12 protein-coding genes and 1 other RNA gene are annotated in these 16,902 nt (G+C 41.3%); 3 read left to right on the top strand and 10 right to left on the bottom strand.

Annotation, left to right across the window (positions count from 1 at the left end; translation table 11 throughout):
• Positions 1 to 29 precede the first annotated feature (29 nt).
• From IGJ17_RS08160 to IGJ17_RS08140, 5 genes are all read right to left on the bottom strand, one after another.
• On the bottom strand, positions 30 to 1,544 hold the full coding sequence (locus IGJ17_RS08160; protein ID WP_005236028.1) for a carboxypeptidase M32: 1,515 nt from the start codon (positions 1,542 to 1,544) through the stop codon (positions 30 to 32).
• Entirely contained in the window at positions 1,541 to 2,704 is a 1,164-nt protein-coding gene (locus IGJ17_RS08155; RefSeq protein ID WP_005236030.1) for a THUMP domain-containing class I SAM-dependent RNA methyltransferase, read from the bottom strand. The genes IGJ17_RS08160 and IGJ17_RS08155 overlap by 4 nt, the downstream gene beginning before the upstream one ends.
• Before the next feature lie 66 nt (positions 2,705 to 2,770).
• Positions 2,771 to 3,136: RNase P RNA component class B (rnpB, locus tag IGJ17_RS08150), an RNA gene on the bottom strand.
• 19 nt (positions 3,137 to 3,155) lie between these two features.
• Positions 3,156 to 3,566 carry a cell division regulator GpsB gene (gpsB, locus tag IGJ17_RS08145; protein ID WP_005226142.1) on the bottom strand — a complete coding sequence of 137 codons (411 nt, stop codon included), beginning with the start codon at positions 3,564 to 3,566 and terminating at the stop codon, positions 3,156 to 3,158.
• A 71-nt stretch (positions 3,567 to 3,637) separates the two neighbouring features.
• The gene (locus IGJ17_RS08140) at positions 3,638 to 4,183 is read right to left on the bottom strand and encodes a DUF1273 domain-containing protein (protein ID WP_429961627.1); all 546 of its coding nucleotides are present in this window, start codon (positions 4,181 to 4,183) and stop codon (positions 3,638 to 3,640) included.
• A gap of 70 nt (positions 4,184 to 4,253) precedes the next feature.
• Between IGJ17_RS08140 and recU the strand changes: the two genes are divergently transcribed.
• The 3 genes from recU (at position 4,254) to IGJ17_RS08125 (ending at position 8,695) form a co-directional block, all read left to right on the top strand.
• Entirely contained in the window at positions 4,254 to 4,892 is a 639-nt protein-coding gene (gene recU / locus IGJ17_RS08135) for a Holliday junction resolvase RecU (protein ID WP_008379833.1), read from the top strand.
• Entirely contained in the window at positions 4,882 to 7,203 is a 2,322-nt protein-coding gene (locus tag IGJ17_RS08130; RefSeq protein WP_034872636.1) for a PBP1A family penicillin-binding protein, read from the top strand. The genes recU and IGJ17_RS08130 overlap by 11 nt, the downstream gene beginning before the upstream one ends.
• Positions 7,204 to 7,330: 127 nt before the next feature.
• Positions 7,331 to 8,695 carry an IS1182 family transposase gene (locus tag IGJ17_RS08125; protein ID WP_429961234.1) on the top strand — a complete coding sequence of 455 codons (1,365 nt, stop codon included), beginning with the start codon at positions 7,331 to 7,333 and terminating at the stop codon, positions 8,693 to 8,695.
• A 150-nt stretch (positions 8,696 to 8,845) separates the two neighbouring features.
• On the opposite strand, the gene IGJ17_RS08120 is transcribed toward IGJ17_RS08125, so the two are convergent.
• From IGJ17_RS08120 to IGJ17_RS08100, 5 genes are all read right to left on the bottom strand, one after another.
• Complete coding sequence (locus IGJ17_RS08120; RefSeq protein ID WP_420658132.1) at positions 8,846 to 10,045, bottom strand: hypothetical protein; 1,200 nt, start codon at positions 10,043 to 10,045, stop codon at positions 8,846 to 8,848.
• Positions 10,045 to 10,896: a hypothetical protein gene (locus IGJ17_RS08115; protein WP_429961233.1), complete on the bottom strand. Its 852-nt coding sequence runs from the start codon at positions 10,894 to 10,896 to the stop codon at positions 10,045 to 10,047. Before IGJ17_RS08115 ends, IGJ17_RS08120 begins: the two co-directional genes overlap by 1 nt.
• Positions 10,897 to 11,017: 121 nt before the next feature.
• Positions 11,018 to 11,497, bottom strand: coding sequence for a signal peptidase I (gene lepB / locus IGJ17_RS08110; protein ID WP_015509748.1), 480 nt, complete (start codon positions 11,495 to 11,497; stop codon positions 11,018 to 11,020).
• Positions 11,498 to 11,515: 18 nt separating this feature from the next.
• Entirely contained in the window at positions 11,516 to 13,549 is a 2,034-nt protein-coding gene (locus tag IGJ17_RS08105; protein WP_429961232.1) for a glucosaminidase domain-containing protein, read from the bottom strand.
• A 299-nt stretch (positions 13,550 to 13,848) separates the two neighbouring features.
• The gene (locus IGJ17_RS08100) at positions 13,849 to 16,902 is read right to left on the bottom strand and encodes a pectate lyase-like adhesive domain-containing protein (RefSeq protein WP_429961231.1); all 3,054 of its coding nucleotides are present in this window, start codon (positions 16,900 to 16,902) and stop codon (positions 13,849 to 13,851) included.

The following is a 16,902-nucleotide window of genomic DNA, read 5'->3' as shown; positions in this document are numbered from 1 at the left end:
CTTGCGAAGCTTCTTTCCACTCGTTATTTTTAAGCGAAATCTTGCGTCTCGCTGATTTTATAGACACTAAAATAGATCTTACGTAAATAGTCTAATAGATATTGAGGATTCAATAATTCATCCGTTGCATCTAAAATCAATTCATTTGGTTTCTTGGATGCGCCATATTGATGGATATTTTCAGTCAGCCATTTACGAATCGGTGAATAATCATCTGAAGCCAACACTTCATCGACATTGATTTCTTTTTCCATCGCATGCAGTAATTGCGCGGCATACATATACCCTAACGCATAGGATGGGAAGTAACCAAAGCTGGAACCTGACCAATGAACATCTTGTAAGATTCCTTCAAGGTCATTCTCTGGACGAATCCCTAAATATTCCTCGTATTTGTCATTCCAGATTTTCGGCAGTTCATCGATCGATACTGTTTCGTTAAAGATCATTTTTTCGATCTCGTAACGAATAATGATATGGATCACGTAAGTCAAACTGTCAGCTTCAATACGGATCAAGCTGGCTTTAGAATGCTTCAAAGAATCATAAAAGGTGTCAAAAGACACATCATCAAACGAGCCTTCCGCACATTCTTGGAAAAATGGGTATTGCTTGGCCCAGAAATTGCGATTACTGCCGATAATGATTTCATTAAAAAGCGATTGAGATTCGTGGATCCCCATAGACGCCCCTTCATGAACCGGTGTTCCTTCGTATTTTTCGTCAATATTTTGCTCGTACATTCCATGTCCGGCTTCATGAATTACACCGAATAGTCCCATTGAAAAATCGTTTTCGCTCCAACGAGTAGTCAAACGCACATCGTTGTGATTGATCCCCGTAGCAAATGGGTGGACCGTATTATCCAAGCGGCCGCGAGAAAAGTCATAGCCTAAGTCGGCAATCACTTTTGAGATAAATTTACGTTGCTGCGCTTCGGTCATCTTACGTGACAGGATCGAAGTATCTGGTGCTGTTCCTTTTTCAGCCAATTGACGACGAATATCCATGATACCGTCTCTCACTTGTGAGAAAACATTATCCAAGATCTCAACCGTCATATTTGGTTCGTATTGGTTTAACAACACATCATAGTTTGTCAGCTCATTCTTCTTCCAATAAGGAATCAATTCTTTCGTCAAGCGAATATTTTCAGAAAGTGCGTCTTTAAATAAAGAAAAATCTTTTTCTTTACGGGCTTTGAGCCAAGCAGTATGTGCTTTTGACGTTGCTGCGGAAGCCGCCATCGCCAACTCATTTGGTACATCTTTTTGCAATTCATACTCTTCTTTGACTAGCTGATAAGCCGCTTTCCCAACTTCTGATAATTCTTCTGGGTGTTTCCCAAAATAGCTGATTGCTTCTTGGATCGGCTCTCCAATTTTTTTGTCAAAATAGAGGCCATATAAATAGCTGTCAACTTCCGCCCGGTAATCACTGGCTTTTTCTGGCATCCCGGTTTGATTGTCCCAGCCTAAGATCCCCATTGCTTGTTGTAATAGATCGATTTCTTTTAATTCTTTCAGAAATTCTTGTTCTTTCATTCAGCAAACTCCTTTTTGCGTGGCGGACGTTGTCCCCAGTATTGGAAGAGATCGGTACGAATCGCACCGTTGTATAATTTGCGTTTTTTTGTCGCTTTTTCGCCGTAATGGGTCTCAAAAGTCAAGTCACTGGTCAAAAAGTATTTACTCCAGGTTTTAAGCGGTCGAAACACTTGGCCCATTTCTTGATACAGTCGCTGAACAGACTCTTCTTCTCCTAAGCGTTCGCCATAAGGAGGGTTAGCCACAACGACACCATACTCTTTTTCTGTTTTAAAGTCTTTAACAGCTTGTTGTTTGAAGGTGATCGAGTCTCCTAGACCGATTTCTTCCGCATTCCGGCGGGCGATCTCAATCATTCGACCATTGATATCCGAACCGGTAATATCTAATTCGACATCATAATCTGCTGCTTCATCTGCTTCTTTCCGTACTTTTTCAAATACTTCTGCTGGGAACCAATCCCACGTTTCGCAAACAAATTCCCGATTAAATCCAGGGGCAATATTATGGCCGATCAAAGCTGCTTCAATACACAATGTGCCTGATCCACAAACGGGATCGACAAAAGGCTTGTCTTTGTACCAATTTGTCAGCATCACTAAAGCCGCAGCCATGTTTTCTTTCAGAGGTGCGCCCCCTTTTTCTAAACGATAGCCGCGTTTAAACAAACTAGGGCCAGTCGTATCCAATGTGATCATCGCATGGTCTTTCAATAAAGCGACTTCTAATTGGAAAAAAGCGCCAGTTTCAGTCAGCGGCACACTTGCCGGACGATGATATACTTCTCTTAAGCGATTGACGATTGCTTTTTTGGTAATCGCTTGGCAGTCAGGTACACTATACAATTTTGATTTGATTGATTTTCCGGCTACTGGAAATTCAGCGTCTAACGGTAAAAAGTCTTCCCACGGTAACGCTTTAACTTCTTCAAACAGCTGATCGAAAGTCAATACGTCAAATTCCCCAACGACGATTTTGATACGGTCGGCTGTACGGAGCCACAAGTTCGCGGTAGCAATGGTCTCCATTGTCCCTTTAAAGCGCGCTCGGCCGTTTTCAACCTCACACTCGATCCCTAAATCCCGTAATTCTTTGCCCACTAGTGCTTCTAAACCGCTCGCAGCGGTGGCAATACAATTAAATGTTTTTTCAGTCATAACGCTCTCCTTCTTGGTATAAAAAAACCTTCCGTTGCTGGAAGGATTCCCTGATAGGTTGTGATTTTCTATAAGCCATGTTTTGTCCGTATTTTCCTCAGGGAGAAGAAAACACTGGGTAATTATCTATCTGCAATTACTTGCCTTCTTGCTCCGTTCATTTCCGTGCAAAAAGTGCCCCTACCATTGTTTGGGTTGCTCGCTCGAGGGGTTTACCGCGTTCCACCAAGACGGTTTCCCGGCTTGCTTCGTCACTGTGGCACTTTCAAGGATACTTTGGCATAGCTTGCACCTTAGCCATTTTTCCTGCCGTTACTTTCTCAAGTACCCTAGCTTATGGTTTCGCTAGGCACGAACACTACAAGCGTCTCAGCTTGTGCGAGCATGGACTTTCCTCAGCATAATCGAGTTATGCCGCAATTACCCGAAAATCACAACTATCTTTTCTACATTAGAATTGACGGGTTTTTTCGTTGTCGTCTTCAAAATCAGCATTTGTATAGTTGCTGTTGTATGAAGAAGAACGAGTGACAGGTTCTGATTCACGATCAAGCTTTTTGCCAAACACTTCTTTTTCAAGATTAGACAAACGTTTTAAAATATCAAAATTTGTGACTGTTTGGCTTTTCGGTGCTTCTTGTTGAACACGAGAAGCGATTGCTTGGTTTTTCGACAATTGATCGATTTTCGCTGTCAGACGATCGTTTTCTTCTTGCAGGGCTAAGATCTCTTTATTGTAGCTTTCGTAGTCTTTAATGATATTATCTAAAAACTCGTCCACTTCCACTGGATCATATCCACGCATTTTTGTTTTGAATTCTTGTTGCAGAATATCTTTTGGACTATAAATTAAATTTGCCATTATTTACACCTCATTGTTTATTCCAAATGGTTTTCACTTTCTAGACCATTCTATCAAAAAATATACGAAAATCAAAGTAAATTACTATCAAATGTTGCGTTTTGTAAATCATCCATTGTTATTTGATGAATAAAGTAGGGATTTTGCTCACTATAGGCTTTCGCATCTCTTAAGAAATAATTAGGTTTTCCTGGAAATTCGTCATCATATAACACAAGTGCACCTTCAGTATGCTCCAGTAAAAACGCTGTGTGATTTCTTAATTGACTGGGGTCTTGGTAAGGCTTATGGCTGGTGGCATTGACATAATCGGCAAATGACTTCGCTGTTTGCAGTGCCTGTTGATTCGTTTCGTTCCAATTTTCACCAAACCCTTCAAAAGGAAAAATAATTCCTAGTTTCAGTTCCGGGTATGTTTGTTTTAATTGTTCAATGGCTTCGGCACACCACAGCTCTGCTCCAAGATTCCCGCTGATCAAGAGCCATTCTAGCCCTTCTTCGACATAATTGGTCAATGCCGACATTATTACTTCCTTAATAACTGCAATCTTGGGATCTTTTGCTTGAAAGACACCTAATTCATAATTACGATAGCCAGTAAAGTATAAGGTTTTCATTGTTTCTCTGGTCATCTCTTTTCTTTCCAAACGACTTTTTGGTATAATGTTGCCTAGGAGTGTGAACAACATGGTTATTCGTTACCCGAATGGACAATCTACTACCTATGATGACGGCAAAAAACAAAAAATGCAAGAAAAACTAATAAAGCCAAAAACGTATGCCAATCGTGGGATGCGTTTTGAAGAAGCGATCAATGAAAGCAACCTTTATTATTTAAATCGCAAACTTGCGGTCATTCATAAGAAACCGACACCAGTTCAAATCGTCAAGGTAGATTATCCGAGAAGAAGCGCCGCCGTAATTAAAGAAGCCTACTTTCGAGAGGCCTCTACCACCGATTACAATGGGGTTTATCAAGGGCAATATATCGACTTTGAAGCGAAAGAGACTCAAAACAAAACGTCATTTCCCTTTAAAAATTTTCATCCACACCAAATCAAGCATATGGAAGACTGTTTGGAACAAGCGGGATTATGTTTTGTTCTTTTATGGTTTTCTAGTCTACAACGCTGCTTTTTTCTAGATAGCAAGTGCTTAGTTTCTCAGTGGCACCTGCAAAAGGAAACTGGAAAAAAATCAATGACGTTGGCCTATATCGAAACCAATGGGATCGAAATCATCCCCACTATTGCGCCGCGTATTCCCTATTTAAAAGCAGTTGATCAATTTTTAACGATGAAGGAGAATGATGAGTATGGCAAATGAATCACAATCGAGGACCTCTCGGCATGATTCTAAGAAAGGCACTGCTAAAAAAGCACCAAAGCCCCCTAAAGCCAAAGGCAAACGAAGTATTGGGAGTATTATTTTAAAAGTGTTTATGGGCCTATTTTTCTTAGGCTGTATCGGGATTTTATCAGGAATGGGGCTGTTTTGGTGGTACGCCAAAGATGCACCAGCACTTGATGAAACACGTTTGGATTCGACTGTTTCTTCGCGCTTTTATGCCTCCAACGGTGAATTGATCACTGAATTCGGAAGTGAAACGAGAGAAAAAATCACCGCAAGTGAGATTCCCCAACTGCTGGAAGATGCGATCGTCTCTGTCGAAGATCGTCGGTTCTATCAGCATATCGGGGTCGATCCGATCCGAATCGTTGGTTCTGCATTATCCAATGCCACAACCGGCGGTATGCAAGGCGGAAGTACGTTGACTCAGCAATTGATCAAGCTGTCCTTCTTTTCTACCAGCGCCGAAGATCAAACGTTACGAAGAAAAGCACAAGAAGCTTGGATGGCGGTTCGGCTTGAACAAACCAAATCAAAGCAGGAAATTTTGACTTACTATATTAATAAGGTATATATGTCCAACGGGGTTTATGGAATGCAAACAGCTGCTATGAAGTTTTACGGCAAACCTTTGGCTGAACTAGACCTAGCGCAAACCGCTTTGATTGCTGGTTTACCAAATGCCCCTTCTGCGTTTGATCCTTTCGCTCATCCTGATAATGCGAAAAGTCGTCGAGATGTGGTTTTAGGCGCAATGCTTGAAAACGAGAAAATCACGCAAGCGGAATATGATGCGGCCGTTGCCGAAGATATTCAAGAAGGATTGCAAGAAAACCCTCGAGAAAACCAAGAGTGGAAATACTTTGATAATTACTTCAACGAAGTGATCGCAGAAGTTAAAGAAAAAACCGGCAAAGATGTTTATACCGATGGCTTAGATATTTACACCAATGTCGATATCGATGCGCAAAAACGGTTATATGACATCGTCAACAGCGATGATTATGTTAATTATCCAGACGATAAGATGCAGGTTGCCGCTACTTTAGTTGATGTCAATACGGGCAAAGTCACGGCTCAAATTGGTGCCCGCAACGTTGATGACGTTCTAGCAAACAACCTGGCTGTCAACGTCGCTCGGGACTTTGGATCGACCGTTAAACCGATCACAGACTACGGCCCTGCCTTCCAATTTCTACAAGACTCTACCGGTAGAATGATTTTAGATGAACCTTATACTTATAAAGGAACCGATATTCCTGTGTACAACTGGGATCGCCAATATATGGGCAATATCACGCTTCGAACTGCTTTAGCAGAATCCAGAAATGTACCAGCAGTGAAATTGTTTGATGAAGTTGGAGCGGATAATATCGCCGACTTTCTTAGCGGGTTGGGTATCGAATACCACACGATTACTCAATCTAATGCGATTTCTAGCAATACGGATAAATTAGATGGCACAAAATATGGGATCTCCAGCCTGAAAATGGCCGCTGCTTATGCTGCGTTTTCAAACGGTGGAACCTATTATGAACCTCAGTACGTCAACAAAATCGTCATGCAAGATGGGACCGAAGATGAAGAATCCTTTAAAGTTGATGGTCAAGAAGCAATGGATGATACGACGGCTTATATGGTGACCGATATTTTGAAAGATGTTATTTCTGTCGGTACTGGAACCAATGCGCAAATCGATGGGTTATACCAAGCAGGGAAAACGGGAACTTCCAATTACACCGATGACCAGCTAGCACAACTGGATACATCAAACGGTGCTTATCCGGATATTACTTTTGCCGGCTATACTCCCTCCTATTCATTGGCGGTATGGACCGGATACAACGACAAAATGACACCGATCACTGATAGCAGTACCCATGTGGCTTCAGATGTCTATCGTGAATTGATGCGCTATGTTTCTGCTTCTGTAGAAAACACGGACTGGACAATGCCAGATGGACTGACACGGATCGGAAGAGAGCTTTATCTTGAAGGGACATACACGCAGCCAAGCTATTCAGCACCAAGTTCGTCCAGCAGTAGTTCGTACGTTGAACCGACGACACCTTCTACAGAAAGTAGTGAAGCAACACCATCAAGTACAACAGAATCATCAAGCGAAGTGACACCCCCAGTGACAACACCTGATGAGGATGATTCATCTTCGGTCGTTACACCTCCTGCTTCTAGTCAGGATCCTGGCTCAACAACGCCTTCCAGCAGTGAAGAAAATCCTTCCTCACCGCCGGATCCACCAGAACCAAATGATGGTAACTCCGAATAACTGAGAATAGTGAAAAACAGTAGATCAGATTTTGATCTACTGTCAGACTGTAGACAAAGTACTTATTTATAGTGCTTTGTCTTTTTTTATACGTTAAAATAGAACTATAAATTGGAGGTGTAACCCGATGCTCTCAAAACAAGATATGAGTAAGCGCGCACAAATGGTTTTTTTTGCTCTCGAAGACTTAGTTCCTCAAGATCATTTATTACGACAAATTGATCAGTTGATTGATTTTTCCTTTATTTACGATTTAGTAAAAGACAAATATGACGAAGTCCAAGGAAGACCAAGCTTAGATCCCGTTCTTTTAATTAAATTACCGATGATTCAATATCTCTTTGGTATAAAAAGTATGAGGCAAACGATCAAGGAAATTGAAGTAAACAATGCTTATCGCTGGTTTTTGGGATTAGGGTTAGAAGATGCCGTTCCTCATTTCTCTACATTTGGTAAAAACTATACAAGGCGTTTCAAAGGAACCACTCTATTCGAGCAAATCTTTTATGAGATTTTGACTCAGTGCATGTCTGAAGGGATTGTCGATACCTCAGAGGTTTTTATTGATGGGACACATATCAAAGCACATGCGAATCGAAACAAGAAAGAGTCAGCTGAAGTGATGGATCAAGCGTTCTTTTATACGGAAAAACTGACAAAAGAAATCAATAAGGATCGAGAAAAGCGCCTAAAAAAGCCCTTAAAAGAAGCAAGCGCAGAAAATAAAACGGCGATGAAAAAAAGAAGTACGACCGATCCTGAAAGTGGTTGGTTCCATAAAGGTGAACACAAAGAAGTCTTTGCCTATAGCTCGCAAGTTGCGTGCGATAAAAACGGATGGATATTAGGTTATACGACACACCCTGGAAATTTACATGATAGTCGTACGTTTGTTTCTTTATTTGAAAAGCTCAAAAGAGCTTTTCCCTTAGATAAGTTGATTATGGATGCCGGTTATAAAACGCCCGCAATTGCCCAGTTACTCCTTGAACAAAAGTTGACACCCATTTTCCCCTATAAGCGTCCGATGACGAAAAAGGGTTATTTTAAGAAGTACGATTATGTTTACGATGAGTATTATGATTGTTATATCTGTCCTAATAATAAAATCATTTCTTATTCTACAACCAATCGAAAGGGTTATTTAGAATACAAAAGTAATCCAGAAGATTGTAAAACTTGTCCGCTTCTATCTACCTGTACAAATTCAAAAAATCATACAAAAATAATTACCAGACATGTTTGGGCGAAAGCCATGGAAATATGTGAGGAAATTCGCCACAAAAGTAGTTTTAAAGATCTCTATAAAAAAAGAAAAGAAACCATTGAACGAATATTTGGTACAGCAAAAGAATTTCATGGATTACGTTATACCAATCAAATAGGAATTGAAAAAATGCACATGAAAATTGGGCTTACTTTCACTTGTCTAAATATGAAAAAGCTAGTAAAAATCAAAAAGTTCCGAGCAAGAAAGGAGTATTTTTTCTAAAGAAAACCAAACCTATTTCTCTTTTATTTTTTAAAACATACATATAAAAAAGACAAACCTCATTTTTACACAAGGTTTGTCTACAATCTGACAGTAGATCAGATTTTGATCTACTGTTTTTTTTAATAACGACCATATAAATGTAGAAGCTTACTTTTCAAGCTCTTCAAAAAGCAATTTTTTATCTGAAAGCTGATAAACTTGATTATGCAGATCGTCAAACAAATGAATCACATTTTCTTTTGTCTCGTTCACTTCAAAAAGAATCTCCTTGGCACGATCATGAATGCCATCGATTCGCATTTCTGTCGTACGGATCATTCGTTCAGATTCGATCTTCGCTTCTTGAATCGTGCGATTTGCTTTTCTTCTAGCAAAGACTAAAACCTCACTGATTTCTGTTTGGAACTGCTCGTTTTCGATTTGTAGGGTTGCATTTTCTTCCCGTAGTGCTTCGATCTTCGCCTGAAGCTCTGCGACTTCTTCATTTGATTCGCTAGCTGAAACTTTTGCTGCAAGCTCTTCTTTTTCTGCCAATTGCTGTTTCAAATCAGCAATTACTTCTTGCAACTGCTGGATTTCTTGCCGCTTCAACGTCCATTCAGCGCGTTCCTTTTCGTAATTTTGTTTCTCTTTTTGCTCTTTTTCTTGCTGAACAGCTAACTTAGCTTCTAATTGCTGGATCTTTGCTTCAAGTTTTTCTGTATCTACTTTTGTAAGCTGTTCTTCTAGGTCTTTGACTTTCTTATTCGCTTCTACTAGCGAAGCTTTTAATTCTTTTGCCTCTGCTTCTTGTTGAGCCACTACCTTCTGCTGTTTTTTTAACTGTTTTTTTTCTTCCTGTAGTTGCTCATTTTCTAAAATCAATTCTTTAATTTCAAAAGATAAATTTTCAATCATATGATCCTTTTCTTGTTCTTCTGACTCTTGCTTATGTGTCTGGTTTATACTCAATTCTTTCTCCATACGTTCTCCTTTGTCTTCAACGAGTTGACTATCTTTGGCGTGGTTATCACGGTTCCCAGAGGATTTTTGCTGCACTGCTATCTTTTTGACACTTTGATCTGTCTGTTGATCAACAGATACTCTTTGGTGAGAAATCGGTTTTGCTAAAGTCTGTGCGACAGGTTTCGCTGTTTCTTTCTGGGTTTTAGGGGGTTCATTGTCCGCTTGTCGATTGGTTCCTTTCTCTTTTTTTTCAGGCGTAGCCTTTGCGGACCCTTGATCCTCAATGATTCCCTCTTCTTGATTTGTCTCCTCAAATTCATTCAGCTCTCCTATGGATAATTGATTTACTTCATCCATTAGCTTTTGGACAGAAAACAAACCTTTGTTTTTCTTTTTCATCATTAATTTTTCACACTACCTTTTTGTTCATTTGTATTGATCGTTTCACTTTGATCCGTTTGAGGAGTAGAGGATATGCTTTCGCTCCCCTCGTTATTAGCTACTTCTTGAGCGTCAGTGTTTGGAAAGCTGCGTTCTAAAAGGGTCCAAACTCCATTCTCATCACGAATGATCGTCTGCTCAAAGGACTGATCAGAATCCTTGGAAAATTGAACAGAGAAGGTTCCTTGGGTGATCAAGGGAACGTTCTGCATATCATGTAGTAGACTAGAAAAATTTTCTTCCCATCCGTTTAAGTCATCAATTGATGGTAATTTGCTAGATAGAACAATCGAGATTTCTTGCAAGGGCTGATCAACAAAAATCATCGCTACGGTGCGACCTAGATATGGTGATAACTGATAGGCCAACTCATATTCAGCTGCAAACTGTGCTTCACGATCATTGGATACGAGTAAATGCTCCCAATCAATCGCTTCAAAAGCAAAGCCGTTCTCAGGATAAGCAAAAATCGGCATACGCATCCATTCCGTTTGCTCAGTTCTTAGCGCGAAGACTTCCTCTTTCAATTGACTAGTTTCTTCTTGCAGCCTTTGCAAATGAATGCCGCCTGTCAGCTGAAAAACTGTTAGTAGCAAGACACTTACGATTATGGCACTACTGCAGCCCAATACAATTAGCAGGTGCCCACTGCGCAGGTTGTGCTTAAATAAACGCAGTTTCCTTTTGGCTAAAGCATCTGACGACAGCTGCTTTTCAACTTTTCTTAATAAATATTCTCGATACAATCGCCAACCGATGATACTACCTGCTCCAATGGCAAGCAGTATCATCCCAATATAGATAAAAATCACAGTCTCTTCCTTCCATCAAAACTAAAATTCGTTTTATTCATCCCTTTTGATACAAACTTAGTCTCGTTGATATGTTGCAAGAAATGAATCATCGCAAACTTCCTTTCAAGAAGCTGATGTGTCAGAAGAACGTGGTCACCACACCATAAAAGGTTTTACTTGAAATGATTCCAAATTCTCTACTATCACTTGAAGTGAGCAGTGCATCGCCAACGACAAAGTACTCATCTTCTTTGAGGTACCCCCGAATCGGCAACGCCTCAACGGCTTCATCCTTCACAGTGATCATAAATGAAAAATCAAAGTCAGTATCCTCCGCCCCAATCAACAAACGCTCCTGTGTACGAACGAAGGAATCCCCCGGCACACCAATCACTCTCTTGATCAAAAATTTCCCTTCCTGTTCGAAAGCGATCAGCTGATAGCGATTTGGCTGGCGCTTTTTATGGATCAGCACAACTTGTCGATCCTCGATCGTCGGCAGCATGGACGTTCCTCTGACTAACGCCAGTCGATACGGCTGAAGAAACGCAATAAGCAAAAGGACCATCAAAAAGATACCGCTGATAGGAAGACCTATTTGTCTATGCCTTTTACTCATATTGCCAGCCCTCCATCCCTATTTTGGCATAATATATGAAACACTTGATGAGTGCGCCAATTCATTGCTGATTACACGATAAGAGATTGTCGTTCCACCATAGACGTTTCCTTCTGAAACCAAAATACCATTTGGACCAACGGCTTCAACAAAAGCGACATGCCCATAACGAGGATCAGATCCAGCTGTTCCAGGTGCAAAAGAGATCATACTGCCTGCTTTAGGCGTTTGACTGACGTTGTAACCTAAACGTCGTCCGGTATTGCCCCATTGACCACCATTTCCCATGTAGTCATCTACTTGACCGCCTAATTGACTCACGCGATTGAACACATACCAAGTACATTGTCCAACAGGATACGAACCAGAAAGATTGTAGTCACGACCGTTGTATTCTCGAAATGTCATGAGGGAGCGATACTCTTCTGGAATTTGTTCTTTTTCTTGGATAAACAAGCCTGTTTCTGTTGCGATCACTTGGTCATATTGCGTCAATCCATAGACCGCAATCAGTGAATTGATTTTTTTACTATAATTAACATCGGTCGCATAAGTGCCCGTCAAAGCATCTGCTGCCCGAAGATAGTTTTTTGATTCAGAGCGCCACACGTCTTGATAAAAGGTTGGATTTCCAGAGATTCCTCCGCGAATCAATTTGACATAATCAGCCATGGAATCTCGATAACTTGAATAGGAACGAAAGTCGGCTTGAATTTGGAATAGTTCTCCGTTGCCTTTATCTTCCATTGTTGGTAAAGTCACGCTGTTTCCTTGATAACTGCCTTTGATCCCAAAAAGGTTATAATGGGGACTGCTGGAAAGCCCGCTGTCGCCACTGCCGCTTTCAAGGATCGCTTGCGCGATCAATACAGAAGCAAAGACATCGTATTCTTGCCCTAAGCTTTGGGCTTCTTGTGCCAATGTTTCAATAAACGTCTGGGTCTTTTGATTCACTGTAAATTCGTAAGGGGCTGGATATTCAGTAACTAGCTTTTCGCCATATGTAGCCAATTCAGGATTTGATAGCCGTCTGATCGATAGCAGCTCTTCGATAGAAACCCGCTGAACTTCGATGGCAGTTTTCGTTGGCTCTTCTTGATTTGTCACTAAACTTGCTTGGTAACCATCTGCGAGGTAGATACCGATTAACTTATTTGCGTCATATAAAAGATCCCCCGGTTGTAATTGTTCAACCTGCTGTTCTTTTTCTATCCAGCTAGCTTCTCCTTTTATAACCGCTTTGATCCGTTCATTGATCCATTCGTCCATCGTCAATGGTTCTTCTAGTTCACCAATTTGCCCGATGATCTCGTAGACGAATGCCGCTTGCCATTGCGCATCATAATCAGCTAATATCGGCAAGGTGAAATCTAACAGATTCGAATCTGCGATCTTTGCTGCCCGAAAACTCTCTGGTAAATCAATGGTACGTCCATCATAAAAAGAATTTTTCAAGTGAGAAGTAGCATCTGGTGATTGAACGACAGGGTTTATTACTTGCTCAGGTGCAATAATCGGAGGTGTTTTCGGCTCCTCTTTTTTTGCATTTTCAGTATTTTCGTTGCTCTCAGTTGAAATTTCATTTTCTTTTGGTGCCAATGACTCATCAATCAAGTCGGTCTCTTTTGGCTTGTTCTCTGTTTCTACTTCTAGATCGTCCGTTTCAGCATCTATTTTTTCCTCTTCCTCGGAAGGTTTCGTGGACTCTAATTCCTCTAGTTCGGTCGTTTGTGTTGAGTCTGATTCTTCAGACGAATCAAGAGATTCTACAACGGTATCTGCTGTTTCTGAATCCATAAGCGGTTCATTTGATTCGGAGGATAACTCGGTCGAGTCCTCCGTTTGCTCTTTGCTGACGTCTTCTTGACTTTCTTGGTCTTCTGCTGCCGATGAATCTTGGTCATCAAGTTGCTGTTCGACATTTGTATTTTCTGAATAGTTATCAGGCTGAGGGCTTTCGTTCGCCAGTAATACGGGAGAAACAAAAAGTTGGCTTGCTAAAATCCCAGCACTGAATAATGTTAAATATGACTTCTTTTTTCTACTCTTCATACAGTTTCCTTTCTCTTGTTTCAGCCGGCATCCTTGGTTTTGATCAAAACCTGACGAACTGATTCAAAGTTGCTTGAATAGTTTTTGCACGAGTTTAGGTGAACTCTGTATCTTCGCGATTATTTTTGAAGCAAACGATTGATTTAGCCAGCATAAGCAGATTTTGCTCAGCAGCGTGATCTACCATAAAAAAGCGTTAAAATCCACTGCTTTTCAACCGATTTACTCACTGTCTTCCTATCAAGAATGGAAGCTGTCATAGGCGTCAACAGCTTCCATTTGATAAGATTGAGCATCGATCATTCGGTAGATGGGACAAAACTTAACTCCCATTCAATCGTTGCTTGATAGGTCATATTACGCGGATTTGATCCAATGGGTACTTCAAGTTTGACACTATCCCCCATCGTCCCCATATCCCCGTAGCGCTGAATCCAGGTACCGCTTCCTTCATTTGCATCCGCTTCAGCGATCAAAGCGGGTACCCCAGGATCAAGGATCATTGATTCACTATAAGTGGGAGGAATTGCTGAATTGGCGGCATTCGTCAGCATAACTGCATTTTCTAAAATAATTCGTGCACCCCGAAGTTCTTCTCCTCGATCATTACGAAATCCTGCAGCAGATAATGTCGCGTTTAGTTCCCAGCCGGTAAATTGAGCGCGACGGTCAGAAATCTGCACGTAATTTGGCCGTTCCTCAGTTACTGAGCCATCTGCACTGCTAAGACGTTGTGGCAATGCATTGTACTGTTTGGTATCTGCACTTATTGATACATCTCCAAAGCTATACTGGGAGATGAAATCGATACTGATAAACCCTAAATGTTCTGGTATATCCGGTTTATTTTCTGGGTTCACTTCAATATCTGGCGCGATCGGATCTCGTGGATTCATTGTGGCAATCTCTTGAACAACTGTTTCAGCTGTATCGAATTTCCCATTTAAGAAAGCGTAAGCCGTCACCGTATTATGTTTTGTAAACCGATCCCCCTCGGCTAAGGTCAAGCTGAAATCACCATTGGCATCTGCTTGAAGATGAAACAAGCTGTTATCATCAAAAGAGGGTGATTGCAGTTGCGGTGCGGGAATCGCTGGATCTCCGTCAAAACGAATCACACTATAAGGTGTGGCTTTTCCCCTAATGATTCTTGAGCCTTCCAGTGCCGGATCTTCCGTTAATGGTTCTAAATGAACCTCGACATCTGGAATATATTCAAATAGAATACGTTGTGCTCTTGTGGTAAAATTCGCGCGAAAATGATCAACGATCTCTTGTGAGATGGAAGAAACATTCGAAATCGATGACAAGGTAGAGGCAAAATTCACTTTTAAATTGAAGATTGGACTCCAACTGAAGTCTGGTTCCTCCGTCAAGTTTCCATGCCGCCATTGCTTCGCAGCTTGAATATCCACATCTAATAGCCCGCCGCTGCCGGAAATCGAAATAAGGCTACTATTTGCTGCATTTCCGGTAACCGCCCTTGTTTTCTCTAAATTGATGCGTTGTGCATCCGCAAAAGTGAAGGTTGAGGCCGAGCTCAAAAATGTCATCAAGGAATGAGAGGGATTGGTTCCGTCCGACTTAATATCCAAGACTCCTTCTTTAGCAACAATAAATGTGGCGGCACCGGCTACATGGATCACTCCGGAGGTGGTGGTCCCTTGATTCACTGCATCAATTTCGACACTGCTTTTATTTCCAATAAGCATCGTGCTTCCAGCACCCATGTAGATAATGTTATAGCCCCATCCATTGAGGCTTGTGGTACGTCCGTCAGCTTTGATTACCACTTTGCTATCCTCAGACATTTCAAAGTGGGCGCCGCTTGCATACATACTGATTGCGGGGGAGTTGGCTCGGGCAGTCAAATGAAGCTCTGATCGATTACCGATATTGATCCGTCCATTCGCAATATAAATATTTGCTCCAAAAGCCTCACCGGCTGTTCCTGCAGCACGCAGGGACATCTTTGCATCATTGCCAATAGTCATACGCCCCGTTGCATAATATAAATAGATATTGCCGGAATTTATTGTCGACATGTCAACTGTTGCGTTATCAAGAATTTCCAATTGTGTTACTTCCATATTTGCTTGGTTGGTTGCATTGATCGTTTGCACACGTCCAGATCTGGAAGTATATGTCGGAGTTTGATGCGATATTACTTCGCCAGACATAATAACAGGTGTCGCTAACGAGTGGATCAACTGATTGCCCGCGTTGGTTAAATTGTGGTAACGCATTCTGGATAGATTTTGTTGCGGAATACTCATATTCGTAAAATTCATGAAGCCATAATAGTTGCCATGAACGATATCGATATTTTGGTACGTGATATCCCACGGCGATGCACTATTGACGGTACTATCATAAAATCCGACAGCAACAGCTCTAAAGTCGATTTGATACCCATTGCCTTCGATCACAAGCGTTCTCGAAATTCCAGAAGCATTGGTCCAAATATAGGCTACCCCATTCGACGGGTTGGAAGTTGCACTTCCCGCAGCCACTCCGGAAACTCCTTGAGTAGGATTGTTTGATGATTCAAAGTCATTTACGATATTGATATAATTTACTTCTCTATTCACGATTGCCGCCATAAACTCTTGCCAGTTGGAAACATCCCGATGACTGATTTCGTCTAACGGTGTGACCGGTTCTGTCAATTGGGCAATTGCTTCTGCTTGGTCAGCTTCTGTGTCTTGCTGATTCTCATTTAGGTTCGCGTCATTAGGAGGTTGCGTGGTTCGTTTCCCTTCCTGCGGCGTGTCTGATGGTGAGACCTCTGTCTCGATCGTTTCATTATCTGCATCATCATCCAAGTCCTCTTCCCCGTCATCTTCTGCCTGTACTTCGATCGTTAGTTCCGCTTCACCTATAAAAAGTCGATAATCGCCTATTTTATTAAAGACGATAGGAATCTCGAACTCCATTAGCTCTTCATCAAAGGTAAGCGTCCATTCCTGTTCTTCTTCAGACAGCTTCTTATTCTTCACTTCTGCAGCAAATTCTTCTTCCACGATCGCTGCTTCTTTCGCTACAACTAGCGTAATCTCATTTAAAGGTTGGCTTGATACGACGAAAACGTCGATCGGTTGATCCACGACACCTTCAATCACACTAACTGGAAACTGAAAAAAAGGTTGATGGATGTCAAATTCTTTTGTTTGGATCGGTTGTGTTGCTTTATCAAGCAAGGACATATTCTGCGTTTCATCCAACGGTTCAATCGTGTGATCGATGGCGTGGATTTCCGGCAATAGGATACTGCTCAGACTTGGAAAAAAAGTTTGCACACTTAGTAATCCAATAATGATCGCAATTATTACCTTGTGCGGGGTATTCTTCAT

Source organism: Enterococcus sp. DIV1096b (genome assembly GCF_050498765.1).
Taxonomy (GTDB): Bacteria; Bacillota; Bacilli; order Lactobacillales; family Enterococcaceae; genus Enterococcus_D; species Enterococcus_D entomosocium.
Note: the sequence above shows the minus strand (reverse complement) of the source record. Positions and strands in the feature narration are given on the sequence as shown.